Source organism: Bacillus cereus group sp. BfR-BA-01430, from assembly GCF_022663115.1.
In the GTDB taxonomy this organism is placed as follows: domain Bacteria; phylum Bacillota; class Bacilli; order Bacillales; family Bacillaceae_G; genus Bacillus_A; species Bacillus_A cereus_BD.
Window position 1 is genome coordinate 720390 of the sequence record NZ_JAKUEW010000002.1, and the last position, 14946, is coordinate 735335.

Consider the following 14946-nt stretch of genomic DNA (forward strand, 5'->3'; position numbering starts at 1 on the left):
TTAAAATATTTCTATCTTATTATACTATAAAGTGAAACTTTAATCAGTGGGGGTTTTCTTCATTCTCCACTGATTATGAGCCCTCATCAATCGGGTTGTTGCGGGATAAAAGCGCAAAAAGCCTTGCTACTACAAGACTTTTTGCAGACTTCCTTTATTCTGAAGTAAATACATATTATAGTAGAGTCCTTGCTTACTTAACAATTCTTGATGTGTTCCTCGTTCAACAATTTCTCCTTCATGCATTACAAATATTTGATCGGCATCTTGTATCGTAGACAACCGATGCGCAATTGCAATTGTAGTTCTTCCTTTACGCATACGTTGCAATGCTGTTTGAATTGCTTCTTCTGTTTCCGTATCAATATTTGCTGTCGCTTCATCTAATACAAGTACTTTCGGATTCGTTGCAATTGTTCTTGCAAAAGCAATCAATTGCCTTTGTCCACTAGAGAAAGCCGTCCCTCGTTCCACTACTTCTGTATTATACTGCTCTGGCAATTTTTCAATAAACGTATTCGCTTGAACGAAGCGGGCTGCTGCTTCTACTTCTTCATCAGTAATACTTTCATTATACATACGGATATTTTGCTTCACATTTCCAGCAAATAAGAACGCATCTTGCAAAACAAGACCAATCTTTTTTCGAATTTCCTGTTCCTCAAATTTTTCTAAATTTACACCATCTATTCGAATACTTCCTGACTTAATGTGATAAAATCTCATCAATAAGTTCATAATGGTACTTTTTCCACTACCAGTGTGCCCAACAAAAGCAACCGTTTGTCCAGGCTTCACATGAAATGACACATTCTTTAACACATCTCGCTTTCCATCATAAGAAAAAGTAACATTTTGAAACTCAATTTCTCCTTCATGTACTTGCGGCTTTTCATTCCCTTTTTGAACGGGTGCTAAATCATTTTCATCCATTAAATGAAACACACGGGAAGATGAAACGAGTGCTTGTTGAAAGAACGAAAGCTTCATCATCATTTCATTTACAGGTTGAAAGAAACGGTGAATATAGTTAACAAAAGCATATAATACCCCAACTTCAACAGGACTATTCAATGCATTAATCCCAAACAATGCAAGTACGAATGCAATTGCCATAATATGCACAAGATCTGTTGCTGGACGTAAAAGCAATGCATCTAACTTTAACGTTCGGCGACCAGCATTATAATGCTTATCATTTATCTCTTCAAACTCTTTTCTCATCCGTCTTTCTTGCCGGAATACTTGCACAATATTCATACCTTGAATCGATTCATTTAACTTCGCATTTAAAATACTAAGTTGACTGCGTAACTCTAAATAAAAAGCTGAACTTTTTCGGCGATATGCTGCCATAATCGTCACCATAATTGGAATCATGACGAGAGAACATAAAGCTAGTTTTACATCCAGTAAAAACATTGCGACTAATATTCCAATTAAAAATACAATATTTTTCACAAACGTCGATAATACACTCACATAAAAATCTTTAATCGCTTCTGTATCATTCGTTATGCGCGATACAAGTGTCCCAATTGGGGTACGATCAAAAAAACTTAGCGACAGTTTTTGTACATGTTCATATACTTCTACACGCATATCTTGCACAATTTTAAATGCAATATTTTGAAAGTATAATAGGTTTAAATACGTAAATAAAACTTTTAATAAATGGGCGACCATATATATAACAAATAACGTTATTAATGCCGATTGTTCAAAATTACGTGGAACTAAGTGTTCATCTAGAAATTGTTTAATTAAAAATGGCCCCATCATTTCTGTAACCGTTGCACCAACTAAAAATAGAAACGCCATTGACAACAATCCTTTATACGGTTTCAGATAAGAAAGTAATCGCCATAAGTCACTTCTCTTTTTCTCAGCCATTATATGCCTCCTTTCTCAACTAGCGCCTCTAACTGTTGACTTTCATACATCTCTTTATACCAACCCGTTTGCTTCATCAATTGTTCATGCGTCCCTCTTTCTACAATCTTTCCTTCCTCTATAACAAGAATAAGATCAGCATGTTGAATCGCACTTAACCGATGTGCTGTTATAATTGTTGTTTTTTGCGCTCTTTCTCGTTTTAAAGCTGTTAAAATGGTCTCCTCAGTCTTTGCATCTACCGCAGATAAACAATCATCTAAAATTAAAATTTCAGCATCTGTTAATAATGCACGCGCAATAGAAATTCGCTGTTTTTGTCCACCTGATAGAGACACTCCTCTTTCTCCTACTACTGTATCATACCCTTCAGGAAATTGAACAATATCATCATGAATACATGCAATTTCAGCAGCACGCGCAATTTCCTTATATGATGCATTCGTTTTTCCAAATGCAATATTTTCTCCTATGCTTGCTGAAAATAAGAAATGGTCTTGCGGAACGTAAGAAATAGCCGCCCTAACACTATGCAGTGTCATATCGCGAATATCTTGATTTCCAATCTTTAATTCACCATTAAAATGATCATACTCTCTAATCAGACATTTTAATAACGTCGTTTTTCCCGCACCAGTTCGGCCAACAATGCCTAACGTTTCCCCCCTTTTCAATTCAAAATGAATATCTTTCAAATTCAACATTTCATTTTTCTTATAAGAAAATGTATCGATTGCAAAGGATACATCACCGCTTGCTACACGCTGTATTGCATCCTCTTTATTGACTACATCTGAAGTTTGAGATAAGATTTTTTCAACTCGATCATATGACGCTCGCCCGCGTTCCATAATATTAAAAAGCCAACCAAACGCTAACATTGGCCAAACGAGAGTTCCTAAATATGTTGTAAAAGTAATTAATCCACCTACTGTCAGTTCTCCCCGTACAACTAAAAGTGATCCGTAACAAACTGCGATTAAAAATGAAAAACCGACAATAAGAGCAATTGTTGGATCAAACAATGAGTCAATACGAGCAACTAACATATTTTTATATACTACATCTTCTGATTTTTTTCGAAATGCTTGTAAATCTTCTTTTTCTTGACCAAGTGAGCGAATTACCTTCATCCCACTCATACTTTCTTGTACTTTATCGTTAATTTCCGAAAATGCTTGCTGCGCTTTATGAAATCGTCTATGTAACAATGTGCCATAATAATTTGTAGAAATCGCTACAATTGGCATAGGCAGGAGACTTATTAACGTTAACTTCCAACTGATCGTAAACCCCATTGCCATTAATACACATCCGCCAACAGCTAGAGAGTCAACAAGTGTCAATACGCCAGAGCCGGCTGTTTGTTGAATCGCTTGAATATCATTTGTTGCATGAGCCATTAAATCCCCTGTACGATGCGATTGATAAAACGAAGGGCTCATGTTTGTAAAGTGTTCATATAACCTGCTCCTCAATTGACGTGCTAATTTTAAAGAAGAACCGAAAATCATAATACGCCATATATAACGTAGTATGTACATGGTGATTCCAACAACGATTAAGAGCCCAACCCATTGTAATAGCTTTTCGGCAGTTAATGTTTGATTATTAATCTCATCAACAATAATTCCAATTACTTTTGGTGCTACAAGCTCTAATAATGCTACTCCAAATAATAAAATAATCCCTGTTATGTACGCTCGTTTTTCTTGTTTAAAAAACCAAGCTAACTTAAAAAATACTTTCATTTTATCCTCCTCCCTTAAAATAAGCGATGTTTTCAGTTTATCAAAAATACAGAATTTTTAAAAGTTTTAAAAACTAACACCTTCAAATGAAAAGGACATCCGTTTCGGATGTCCTTTTGCGCTTATTTCATTTGCTTGTTCATCGCGCTCATCATTTGATTAATTTTCTTTTGAGACGGTTTTTGTCCCATTTGCATCATCATCATTTTTAACATTTGTTCATTAATTGGTGGATTTTTTTGTAAGTAGTTCATCATATATTTACGAGCGATAAAAAACCCTAACGCTACGCCTGCTAGTAATGCTACTACACCAACTAGAATACCTGACCAAATTGGCATATATTTTCCTCCTTCATGTTGTCTACCTTACAGTGTACTAAAACCTTTTCAATAAGACAAGATGATATTCGACATTTTTTATACATATGTTCGTGCTTGCTTGAGAGGATTTAGCCAACCATACTTCTTATTCTCATAATCCATTGCTAAAAATGTCAATTCACATTTTCTGAGCACCTCAAAAAAAGTTGTCTCCATTGAAACATTTCCAGAGGTATTCATTCGAATGTATTGTGGTTTCACTATTATTTCTCCGTATTCCGCTCCTATATACAGCATATGTGTATGATATGTTCTATTATATTTCCCTAAATGGTGTAAAGCTTGTTCCAATTTATGATGAATTTTTATGACTTGTAAAGGCGTCGTAATATACATCATCTGCTTATATAGTACTTTCTTTTCCGAAAGGGATTCAGATTCTGAAAATCGAACAAATAAATCAAAAAGCAAAGATTCACGACCAAAGTATGTCTTCGCAATATCTTCTTGAATTAAATACAATTCATACGTTTTCATTTTTCTCCTCCCGATCTGGACAATCTTTTTCTCTACATTATATAGAAGAATATGTGCAATGATTGTCTGACTACGGAAAAAGAAAAAACTTTTTCTGTCGAATTCAGTCATTTACATAGAAAAACCCCTCCATATCGGAGAGATTTTTCAAAGCTATTAAAGCATTTCTTTTACTTTACGTACAACGTTTTCTACAGTGAATCCGTACTCTTCCATAATCTTTTCACCAGGAGCAGATGCACCAAACGTATCGATACCTAATACGTCGCCTTCAAGACCAACGTAACGATGCCATCCGAATGTAGCACCCATTTCGATTGCGAAACGTTTTGTTACTGCTTTTGGTAATACTGATTCTTTGTATTCAGCAGATTGCGCTTCAAAGCGATCCATAGATGGCATGCTGACAACAGCTGCATCTACACCGTCTGCTGCCAATGCTTTTTGCGCTTCAATTGCTAAGCTTACTTCAGATCCAGTTGCAAGTAAGATTACATCAGCTGTTTCTTTCTTGCTTGCAGAAATTACGTATGCACCTTTTGACACTTTCTCATACGTATTTTCTTTTGCACCTTCTAATGTAGGAAGATCTTGACGAGTTAAAATTAATGCCGTTGGTATGCTTGTAGATTCTAAAGCTAATCTCCAAGCCGCTACAGATTCGTTACCATCAGCTGGACGGATAACAGAAACATTCGGCATCGCACGAAGAGCTGCTAATTGTTCGATTGGTTCATGTGTTGGACCATCTTCACCAACAGCAATACTATCATGCGTGAATACATATGTCACAGGTAATTGCATTAATGCGGCAAGACGAATTGCTGGACGTAAGTAATCAGAGAATACGAAGAATGTACCACCGTAAGTTTTTAAACCGCCATGAAGTGCGATACCGTTCATTGCTGCACCCATTGCGAACTCACGTACACCATACCAAATGTTTTTACCGCTGTAATCAGCTCTTGTAAAATCTTTCTCGTTATTCATATATGTTTTATTAGAACCAGCAAGGTCTGCAGATCCACCGAAGAATGATGGTACAGCTTCTGCGATTGCATTAATAACAGCACCTGAAGATGAACGAGTTGCTGTTTTTGATCCTACTTCATAAGTTGGTAGATTTTGTTCCCAACCTTCTGGAAGAAGACCTTTCATCGCCATTTGTAATTCATTTGCTAATTCTGGGTATGCTTTTGCATATTCACCGAACATTGTGTTCCATTCAGCTTGTGCTGTTTCACCAACATCTTGCACTGTTTTACGGAAGTTTTCATATACTTCTGCTGGTACGTGGAAATCTTCTTGTGCAGTCCAAGCGTATGCTTCTTTTGTTAATTTTGTTTCATCTGTACCAAGCGGAGAACCATGTGAAGCTGATTTTCCTGATTTGTTTGGAGAACCGAAACCAATTGTTGTTCTTACTTCAATTAGCGTTGGGCGTTTTTCGTCAGCTTTCGCGCTTTCAATTGCTTTTGCAATTGCTTCAATATCATTGCCATCCTCAACACGGATTACTTGCCATCCGTATGCTTTATAGCGATCTTCTACACTTTCAGAGAATGAACGATTTAAATCACCATCTAATGAGATATCGTTAGAATCATATAATACAACAAGTCGTCCTAATCCTAAATGTGCTGCTAACGAAGATGCTTCAGCAGAAACGCCTTCCATTAAATCACCATCACCGCAAATTGCGTATGTATAATGATCGACAACATTGTACGCATCACGATTATATTTCGCTGCTAAGTGTCTTTCTGCCATCGCCATCCCAACAGCAGTTGAAATACCTTGTCCAAGTGGACCAGTTGTTGCATCTACACCTGGTGTATGACCAAATTCTGGATGTCCTGGTGTTTTACTTCCCCATTGACGGAAGTTCTTTAAATCATCCATTGTTACATCATAACCAGATAGATGAAGTAAGCTGTATAACAGCATAGAACCATGACCTGCAGATAATACGAAACGATCGCGGTTAAACCAAGTTGGGTTATTTGGATTATGTTTCATAAATTTAGTCCATAATGTATAAGCCATTGGTGCTGCACCCATTGGCATTCCTGGATGACCAGAGTTTGCTTTTTCAATCGCATCAATGGATAATGTGCGAATCGTGTTGATAGAAAGTTGTTCGATTGAATGTGACATGCTATTCTTCCCTTCGCTTATATTAGTAAACGTTTTATACATTTATATGATAGCTTCCCACGCAAGATTATACAACATGTATCGACAAATATGTTGATGTTTTTTTGTTTTTTTGTAAAAAAAAACGTAATTCTCTAAATGTATGGGCATTCAATCTGTCATACTTTTTCATTGTTTTTATATTAAAAATAAAATAAATTATCCGTATATTTATACATAAATATTTCATTACTCCATTTTTTTTATCTTTTCACCTTCCTTTTATCTATCCTATAAAAATATGTATTGTTTCTGCATACTGAAACAATACATATCCGACTGCTATACAATTCGTTTTCTCATTGAACTTGAAAGAAAATCAATAATGATTACCATCATAATAATTCCAAGCAAAATGATTCCTACCCTCGGCCAATTTCTTGAACTTAATGCAAAAATAAGTGGTGTACCTATTCCCCCCGCTCCAATAACACCTAAAATCGCCGCAGATCGGACATTAATCTCAAAACGATAGAGCGTATAAGATAAAAAGTCAGGTAATACTTGCGGCAATACCGCATACCAAAGTATTTGAAAACGACTTGCTCCATTTGCAACTAAGGCTTCAATAGGCCCCTTCTCTATATTTTCAATTCCCTCTGCGTACAACTTCCCTAGCATACCTATAGAATGTAATCCTAATGCTAAAACACCTGCGAAGGACCCTGGTCCCACCGCTTTTATAAATAGCAGTGCCATAACTAATTCAGGGAATGTACGAATAAAACTAAGCACAAACTTTCCTGCTGATGACATTCCTTTCCCCGCACTCATATTTTTAGCTGCCCAAAAAGCAAATGGGATGGAAAGAAAAGCAGATACAAACGTACCTAATATGGCAATTGCTAACGTATCTACTAAACCGTGCAATAAATCTTCACCATCTGGTAACGAGACATATGCCCAATCTGGATTCACGATTCCAGAGAAAATCGCTTTTGTAATTTGTCCCGCAGTATCCTTTATCCCCTCAATCGATATTCCTGAAAATGCCCATATATATAAGAGCATCAATGCAATAAAGATCATCCAACGATATAAACTCATTTTCTTCGGTTTTGGCACAATCATTGTAGGTTTGTTCATCATAATTTCTCCCGTAATACTGTACTTATATAATCAATTAACAACACAACAACAAGTGTATAGATAATAATAGAAGACGTTTGTTGATATTGTAAAAAACCAAGTGTACGGTCATAATATAATCCGATACCACCCGCACCAACTAACCCTAAAACAGCTGCTGCTCGTACATTTACTTCAAACGTATATAATACATAAGAAACAAATTGCGCCATTACTTGTGGAACCACCCCATATACAATCCACTGCAGTTTATTCGCTCCTACAGCTGTCATCGCTTCTAACGGACCTAGATCAATTGCTTCAATCGATTCGTACAATAATTTAGCAATGATTCCAACTGAAAAAAAGATAAGAGCGAAAATTCCCGGAAGCAGACCAATTCCAAAAATCGCAACAAAGATGGCTGCTAATAATAAATCTGGTATCGTCCGAATAAAATTTAGTACAAACCGAGCTGGACCATATAAAAAAGCAGTTGTAAACACATTATTGGCTGCTAATACAGCAAGTGGAATAGATAGAATAGCTCCTAAAGTTGTACCAATAATCGCCATGCGGATTGTTTCTAAAATAGCAGTCGTAATGACTGGAAAGTAGCTCCAATCTGGAGGTACCATTTCCTTTAATAAATCGATCATATTTGGCCAACCTGTTATAAGCTTCATAAATGATGCATCCACTTGTATGCCGCTACCCCAAAGTAATACAATCATTAAAATCACTGTGAATATGCGCTTTAACTTCCTCGGAGGCTTCGGGACTGCTTTTGTATGAGTCATTGCTATATCTCTCATTTGGCCGCCACTCCTAACAATTCATGCCGCGCAATAGAAGATCCATAAATTTCAGCAAATGTTTCATCCGTCGCTTCCTCTACCGTCCCGTCGAATACGATTTCCCCTGCATGCAATCCTATAATTCGCGTTGCATATTCCCTCGCTAATTCGATAGAATGTAAATTTACAATTGTAGTAATCCCAAACTCTTTATTAATCTGCTTCAAATCATCCATCACTTGTTTTGTAGTAAGCGGATCTAGAGATGCAACTGGTTCATCAGCTAAAATAATTTTTGCTTCTTGTGCTAAGGCTCGCGCGATTGAAACACGCTGCTGTTGCCCTCCTGATAACTCATCCGCACGCATATATGCCTTTTCTAAAATATTTACCCGCTCTAACGCTCGAAATGCAAGTTCTACATCTTCTTTCGGAAACAGTCCCAATATGGTACGCCATGTTGAATGGTACCCAACACGCCCAGCTAACACATTTTTCAACACGGTAGACCTTTTTACGAGATTAAAACTTTGAAAAATCATTCCGATATCCCGGCGCATATGTCGTAATTCTTTTCCTTTTGCCTTCGTAATCGATTGTCCATCAATGATAATTTCACCCTCTGTAATTTCATGCAGCCGATTAATAGAACGAAGGAGTGTCGACTTCCCTGCACCAGACAACCCAACCATCACAACAAATTCGCCTTTATGAATTTTTATGTTAATCTTATTCAAACCTTTTGTACCATTCGGATATATTTTCAAAACATTTCGAAACTCAATCACACTTCTTACCTACTTTCTACTTGTTTTACGAAACAGAAAAACGGCTAACTAACAAAAAACTACCTTACAGTTTCGTTAGTCGGCCATTCAAAATTTACAGTTCACCTATTCAGTTACTGTGTTTTTACTTTCTTTCCGTATTCACGAACGATATCAAATTTACTGTCATCAGACTTAACATACCCTTCATGTGAATAGACTTCTTTTATAATTTTATGCCCTTCTTCATCTTTTCCAATTTCAATAAAAGCATCTTGCAGCTTTTTGCTCCATTCTGTATCTAAATCAGAACGCACCGCAATTGTATCGTTTGGAATTTTTTCAGTGAATTTTATAATTTTGGTCTTATCGAATACATCTGGATAATCCTTTTTAACAATATTACGAGCATCTTGGAATACAACTGCCGCGTCAACATCACCATTTAAAAGGGCAATAATAGACTGATCATGTCCCTTTAATGTAACTGGTTTCACATCTTTTAACGGATCAATCTTTTCCTTCATTAACACTGCCGCTGGCCAAACATATCCCGCAGAAGATGTAACATCTTGATATCCGATTTTTTTCCCTTTCAAATCTTTAATACTATTAATATTCGAATCTTTCTTCACGACAAACTCAGATTTATAAAAGTCTACTAAATCTTTTGTAGGTTGACCTGTTTCATCGTCTACTCCAAATCGTTGCGCCTGTAATATGACATTGGCTGCTTTCTTCTCATGTGCTAACACGTAGGCAGTTGGTGGTAAAAAGCCTACATCTACCTGTTTAGATGCCATCGCTTCGACAATCGTATTGTAATTCGTGGAAACGCTAACTTTAACAGGAATATTGAGCTTATCACTTAACAACTTTTCAAGCGGCTTTGCTTTCGCCTCTAACGTATCTGCATTTTGTGAAGGAACAAACTGAACATTTAATGTTTTCGGTACATATCCTTTTTTCTTATCTTCGTTCTTCGTTGCACTTGATTCCTTTGTCCCACAACCGCTTAGTAAACTAGCTACTAGTATGGCTGTCGCCCCCATCATGAAAACTTTTTTTAACATGTGAAATCCTCCATTTTCTTAATTCATAAAATGACGAGCTGTAAACACGTAGAAATATACCATAAAATCCCTAACACAAAGTATTATTTACAGAATTTTTACATATTCTAAACATTATATACAATCGTATTTATATTTATTTGTTATGATAAATGTATAAACAACATAAAAGGATGATTGATATTGAAAGAACATCATACTGTACAGGTCAATATTCTACTTACAAGCGATGTACATGGAACCGTTTATCCACTTCATTACCGAAATAACGAAATCGCAGAAATTGGATTAGCAAAAATTGCAACACGTATCCAGCAAGAGCGTTTGCAGCATGAACATGTCATTGTAATTGACAACGGTGATTTCATTCAAGGGACACCATTTACTTACCACTATGCTTCTTACGAAAGCGATAAAGATCATCCGATGACAATACTTGCTAACTATATTCACTATGATGCAGCCATTATTGGAAACCACGAGTTTAATTACGGAATGGACATACTAAATAAAGCAGTCTCACATGCTAATATGCCTTACCTTTGTGCAAATATTTTAAATAAAAGGACAAAAAAACCTTATTTTGGGAAACCTTATATGATCAAGCATATCGAACCAAATATAAAAATCGCTATTTTAGGAGTTACAACCCATTACATTCCAAATTGGGAGCAACCACATCATATTCAAGACTTACAATTTGAAGACGCATTAGAAACAACAAAAAAATGGGTTTCTTTTATTCATAAGCAAGAAGCACCTGATGTATTAGTTGTAGCTTATCACGGTGGATTTGAAAGAGATTTACAGTCCGGCGAACCAACGGAAGCTTTAACAGGGGAAAATCAAGGTTTTGCTATGTGTCATGAAATAGAAGGAATGGATATCTTACTAACCGGTCATCAACACCGTTTCATCGAAAACGAAACAATAAATGGGGTAACTGTGTTACAACCTGGATGTAATGGCCATTCATTAGGGAAAGTTCAAATAGAATTAGAACAAAATAATAATCGATGGATCATACAAACATGTCGTTCTGAACTACTATCTGTAGAAGGTGTTCCAGCAGACAATACATTACTTTCACTTGTATCTGACTATGAAGAGCGAACGCAAAAATGGCTCGATCAACCAATTGGTACAATGATTGGTGATATGAAAATTCATGATCCGATGCAAGTTCGGTTACAGGATCATCCTTTTATCGAATTTATCAATACAGTACAAATGGACGTAGCTGAAGTTGATATTTCTTGTACAAGTTTATTTCACAATGCGTCTCCCGGATTCCCAAATGAGATTACAATGCGCGATATTGTTTCTAATTACATTTATCCAAACACATTAAAAGTCATTCGCATTACAGGACAAGATATTTTGGAAGCGCTCGAACGATCTGCTGAATATTTCTCATTGAATGAAAACGGAGATATTATTGTAAACCCTGCCTATATTAAGCCAAAGCCACAACATTATAATTATGATATGTGGGAAGGTATTTCATACATACTAAACATTTCAAAACCAATTGGGAAAAGAGTTGTTTCCTTACATTACAATGGAGAGCCTCTTTCGCTTACGGATGAGTATGATGTTGTTATGAATAACTACCGGGCAAGCGGTGGCGGGAACTACTTTATGTATCAAAATAAACCGGTTATAAAAGACATACCGACTGATATGTCTGAAATCATTGCAAACTATATATTGGAAAGAAAAACGGTGGAAGCAACTCTCAATCATAACTGGATGGTAATAAAATGAAGAGCAAAAGAAACTACACCACTATATATTTCTATGAAAATAAAAAAGATGGGCTTGTCCCATCTTTTAATTTAACTTTGCATTATTTTGCTTTTTTAACGCTTTTAATTTCGCCGGGGTAATATCTTTCCCCTCTTCATTCACGATTTTAATTCCTTTTAATTCGTTTAACATGTTTTGACGAAACCCTTTTAAATATTGTTCACGGAGCGATTGACGTTCCCGTTGTTCTTCTTCAGTTAAACCTTCATTCTTCGCTTTCTTCGCTAAGAAGTTAATACGTTCAATGAGTTCGTGACTTAGCATCTCGAATCCCCTTTCTACTAAAAACTGATTATTATCATACAATAGTTAGTCTTGTTTATCAAGCAATTGCTTCGTATATTCCACATACCTGCGATGCACGGTAGCTTTAGAAACATCATATCCAAATCCGCGAAGTGTTGCAGCAATCTCTTCAAAAGTTAATTCATTGCGGCGCAAACGAACAATCTCCTCAATCGGCACTTCTTTTTTCTCACGCCCCGTACTCAAATGTCGGTTTTTCAAATTTTTCTCCGGTCGAAATCCTCTTTCTACCGCCCTTTTCATGCCACGTTTTATCTTTAAGTTATGAATTTTTCTTTGATACTCTTCAACGATACCAATAATGTCAAGTACCATTGAATCAGAATCAGACAGCTGCAACTCACCGTTATGTGTATGCGTATATACTTTTACTCCTTCTTTATGTAAGCAATGCATTAAAGCAATCTTCGCATTTCCTCTGCCAAGCCTTGTTTCATCTTGAATAAGAAGTACCTCAATTTGCTCATCTCTTATCATGTCTAATATTTCCAATATTCCTTCACGTTCAATTGTATAACCACTTGCTTGTTCTTCAACCACCTTTATAACATTCATTTGATATCGCTCAGCTAAATGCAACAATTCATCTTTTTGACGTGCCAATGATGTTTCTTGCGCTTCTTTCGTTGTACTTACACGAGCATAAATGATTGCATTCATTTGAAACCCTCTTCCTCTTTTTGATTTTTTATTAGTTTAGCATAAATCCTCCATATGTTCGAACTTATGTTTGTAGAATGTTTTTTCACATGGTATACTTATGAATAAGAAAAACGAAAGAAAACGAGGTGTTAAAAAATGGAAAAGTTAACAAAACGCCAGCAAGACATTCTCGACTTCATTAAACTGAAAGTACAGGAAAAAGGTTACCCGCCTTCCGTACGTGAAATTGGTCAAGCAGTCGGCCTTGCTTCCAGTTCTACAGTGCACGGACATTTATCACGTCTAGAAGAGAAAGGATATATTCGACGCGATCCAACGAAACCGAGAGCGATTGAAATTTTAGGAGAAGAAAGAATCGAAACAGGCACACAATCTGTTGTTCAAGTACCAATTGTCGGAAAAGTTACAGCTGGTTTACCGATTACAGCTGTAGAAAGTGTGGAAGAACATTTTCCACTCCCTGCAAGTATCGTTGCTGGAGCTGATCAAGTATTCATGCTGCGAATATCTGGAGATAGTATGATTGAAGCTGGTATTTTTGATGGAGATTTAGTTGTTGTTCGTCAGCAACATTCTGCAAACAATGGTGAGATTGTCGTCGCTCTAACAGAAGATCATGAAGCAACTGTTAAACGTTTTTATAAAGAAAAAGATCACTTCCGTCTACAACCAGAAAACTCTTCTTTAGAACCAATTATTTTAAATTCAGTTTCTGTTATCGGAAAAGTAATTGGTGTATATCGTGATTTACATTAAAAAATAGACCGAAATGGTCTATTTTTTAATGTATTTTCATTATACCATCGTCCACAGCTGTTTTCCTCTCAATTTGCACACTATCATTTCTAAATGTGACTTCTCTAGCATCATCCTTAAAAATCTGTACTTTGCAGGAACAGTCGCGTTTTAAAATTCTTTCCTTCCCATTTATAAAACGAAAATGATCTTCACTTGTCTATGTTTCATTCACTTGAATGCTAACATCTCCCCCAGCTGTTTTTCCCGTGATTTTCACACTACCATCGCCAAATGTGACATTCCTATCCTCTGTTTGAAAAATCTCCACTTCTCCCGCATACGTCTTACCGCTCACAACTGCATTCTGAGGCTTCTCAAGTAAACGAATGTCTATGTCCCCCGCTTCTGAGCTTGCTTGTAAATCGTACTTTACATCATGACCTATAACCTCTACATCTCCACCAGCTGTTTTTGCAACGACTTTACCGCTCGTTCTTTTTATTTCCACTTCTCCTGCTTTTGAAGAGCCTTCTACTGTTTTTGCTGTCACTCGATCCATTTCAACATCTCCACCAAACGTTAAGGCTTCTACACGTTCACTCTTCACGTCACTTACTGTAAGATCACCGGCAGAGGACCTTATTTTTATTTTTTGATAAGAACGCTCCGGAACAACAATTGTTAGCTTTGACGTTTCAATTCCAGAAAATAAAAATGAAACGTCAAATGAAAACCCTTCTTTTATTTTCCCTTTTACTTTTAATGTATCTCCTTCTTCATTAACACTCACTCTTTGTTTTTCAATATTTTCTGACTGTTTCACATAGAAAGAAGAATCATTTCCTTTTTGAATCACAATATCTCCAACATCTAAATCAATATCTATATTTTTAATTGTTTCATTTTTTATAACCTTTTCCGTTTCTTTCTGCTTCGCCGTATCTACCATCTCCGAATATGTTTGTGATATACCAATAATGCCAACTACAATACAAACAATGGCTACCAATATTATTTTTTTCATC

The 14946-nt window shown here is 36.3% G+C and carries 14 protein-coding genes; 2 read left to right on the top strand and 12 right to left on the bottom strand.

What is annotated here, in order from left to right; translation table 11 throughout:
• Positions 1-129: 129 nt before the first annotated feature.
• The 9 genes from MR058_RS07985 to MR058_RS08025 form a co-directional block, all read right to left on the bottom strand.
• Positions 130-1893 carry an ABC transporter ATP-binding protein gene (locus MR058_RS07985; RefSeq protein WP_242143462.1) on the bottom strand — a complete coding sequence of 588 codons (1764 nt, stop codon included), beginning with the start codon at positions 1891-1893 and terminating at the stop codon, positions 130-132.
• Positions 1893-3644, bottom strand: coding sequence for an ABC transporter transmembrane domain-containing protein (locus MR058_RS07990; RefSeq protein ID WP_242143463.1), 1752 nt, complete (start codon positions 3642-3644; stop codon positions 1893-1895). The genes MR058_RS07985 and MR058_RS07990 overlap by 1 nt, the downstream gene beginning before the upstream one ends.
• A gap of 122 nt (positions 3645-3766) precedes the next feature.
• A complete protein-coding gene (locus tag MR058_RS07995) occupies positions 3767-3985 on the bottom strand; it encodes a YneF family protein (protein WP_012094776.1) in 219 nt (72 codons plus the stop codon).
• A gap of 78 nt (positions 3986-4063) precedes the next feature.
• Complete coding sequence (gene sirA / locus MR058_RS08000; protein WP_242143464.1) at positions 4064-4504, bottom strand: sporulation inhibitor of replication protein SirA; 441 nt, start codon at positions 4502-4504, stop codon at positions 4064-4066.
• 156 nt (positions 4505-4660) lie between these two features.
• Positions 4661-6661 carry a transketolase gene (tkt, locus tag MR058_RS08005; RefSeq protein WP_242143465.1) on the bottom strand — a complete coding sequence of 667 codons (2001 nt, stop codon included), beginning with the start codon at positions 6659-6661 and terminating at the stop codon, positions 4661-4663.
• Positions 6662-6982: 321 nt separating this feature from the next.
• Positions 6983-7786 (bottom strand): phosphonate ABC transporter, permease protein PhnE, encoded by an 804-nt coding sequence (gene phnE, locus MR058_RS08010; protein WP_242143466.1) that lies wholly within the window; start codon positions 7784-7786, stop codon positions 6983-6985.
• A complete protein-coding gene (gene phnE, locus MR058_RS08015) occupies positions 7786-8583 on the bottom strand; it encodes a phosphonate ABC transporter, permease protein PhnE (RefSeq protein WP_242143467.1) in 798 nt (265 codons plus the stop codon). Before phnE (MR058_RS08015) ends, phnE (MR058_RS08010) begins: the two co-directional genes overlap by 1 nt.
• Complete coding sequence (phnC, locus tag MR058_RS08020; protein ID WP_242143468.1) at positions 8580-9353, bottom strand: phosphonate ABC transporter ATP-binding protein; 774 nt, start codon at positions 9351-9353, stop codon at positions 8580-8582. The genes phnE (MR058_RS08015) and phnC overlap by 4 nt, the downstream gene beginning before the upstream one ends.
• A 113-nt stretch (positions 9354-9466) precedes the next feature.
• The gene (locus tag MR058_RS08025; protein ID WP_242143469.1) at positions 9467-10405 is read right to left on the bottom strand and encodes a phosphate/phosphite/phosphonate ABC transporter substrate-binding protein; all 939 of its coding nucleotides are present in this window, start codon (positions 10403-10405) and stop codon (positions 9467-9469) included.
• A gap of 183 nt (positions 10406-10588) precedes the next feature.
• Here MR058_RS08025 and MR058_RS08030 point away from each other — a divergent pair, with 183 nt between their 5' ends.
• On the top strand, positions 10589-12172 hold the full coding sequence (locus tag MR058_RS08030; protein WP_242143470.1) for a bifunctional metallophosphatase/5'-nucleotidase: 1584 nt from the start codon (positions 10589-10591) through the stop codon (positions 12170-12172).
• 66 nt (positions 12173-12238) lie between these two features.
• On the opposite strand, the gene MR058_RS08035 is transcribed toward MR058_RS08030, so the two are convergent.
• On the bottom strand, positions 12239-12478 hold the full coding sequence (locus MR058_RS08035; protein ID WP_242143471.1) for a DUF896 domain-containing protein: 240 nt from the start codon (positions 12476-12478) through the stop codon (positions 12239-12241).
• Positions 12479-12523: 45 nt separating this feature from the next.
• Positions 12524-13180 (bottom strand): YneB family resolvase-like protein, encoded by a 657-nt coding sequence (locus tag MR058_RS08040; RefSeq protein WP_242143472.1) that lies wholly within the window; start codon positions 13178-13180, stop codon positions 12524-12526.
• 138 nt (positions 13181-13318) lie between these two features.
• On the opposite strand from MR058_RS08040, the gene lexA reads away from it, so the two are divergent.
• The gene (lexA, locus tag MR058_RS08045) at positions 13319-13939 is read left to right on the top strand and encodes a transcriptional repressor LexA (RefSeq protein WP_242143473.1); all 621 of its coding nucleotides are present in this window, start codon (positions 13319-13321) and stop codon (positions 13937-13939) included.
• 199 nt (positions 13940-14138) lie between these two features.
• Here the strand turns inward: lexA and MR058_RS08050 are convergent, their stop codons facing one another.
• Positions 14139-14945: a DUF4097 family beta strand repeat-containing protein gene (locus tag MR058_RS08050; RefSeq protein ID WP_242143474.1), complete on the bottom strand. Its 807-nt coding sequence runs from the start codon at positions 14943-14945 to the stop codon at positions 14139-14141.
• Position 14946 lies beyond the last annotated feature (1 nt).

Coding starts and splice junctions, on each gene's coding strand:
- MR058_RS07995 (WP_012094776.1), bottom strand. CDS start 3,985: ATGCCAATTTGGTCAGGTATTCTAGTTGGTGTAGTAGCATTACTAGCA.
- lexA (WP_242143473.1), top strand. CDS start 13,319: ATGGAAAAGTTAACAAAACGCCAGCAAGACATTCTCGACTTCATTAAA.
- MR058_RS08040 (WP_242143472.1), bottom strand. CDS start 13,180: ATGAATGCAATCATTTATGCTCGTGTAAGTACAACGAAAGAAGCGCAA.
- phnE (WP_242143467.1), bottom strand. CDS start 8,583: ATGAGAGATATAGCAATGACTCATACAAAAGCAGTCCCGAAGCCTCCG.
- MR058_RS07985 (WP_242143462.1), bottom strand. CDS start 1,893: ATGGCTGAGAAAAAGAGAAGTGACTTATGGCGATTACTTTCTTATCTG.
- MR058_RS08025 (WP_242143469.1), bottom strand. CDS start 10,405: ATGTTAAAAAAAGTTTTCATGATGGGGGCGACAGCCATACTAGTAGCT.
- tkt (WP_242143465.1), bottom strand. CDS start 6,661: ATGTCACATTCAATCGAACAACTTTCTATCAACACGATTCGCACATTA.
- MR058_RS07990 (WP_242143463.1), bottom strand. CDS start 3,644: ATGAAAGTATTTTTTAAGTTAGCTTGGTTTTTTAAACAAGAAAAACGA.
- MR058_RS08050 (WP_242143474.1), bottom strand. CDS start 14,945: ATGAAAAAAATAATATTGGTAGCCATTGTTTGTATTGTAGTTGGCATT.
- phnE (WP_242143466.1), bottom strand. CDS start 7,786: ATGAACAAACCTACAATGATTGTGCCAAAACCGAAGAAAATGAGTTTA.
- MR058_RS08035 (WP_242143471.1), bottom strand. CDS start 12,478: ATGCTAAGTCACGAACTCATTGAACGTATTAACTTCTTAGCGAAGAAA.
- sirA (WP_242143464.1), bottom strand. CDS start 4,504: ATGAAAACGTATGAATTGTATTTAATTCAAGAAGATATTGCGAAGACA.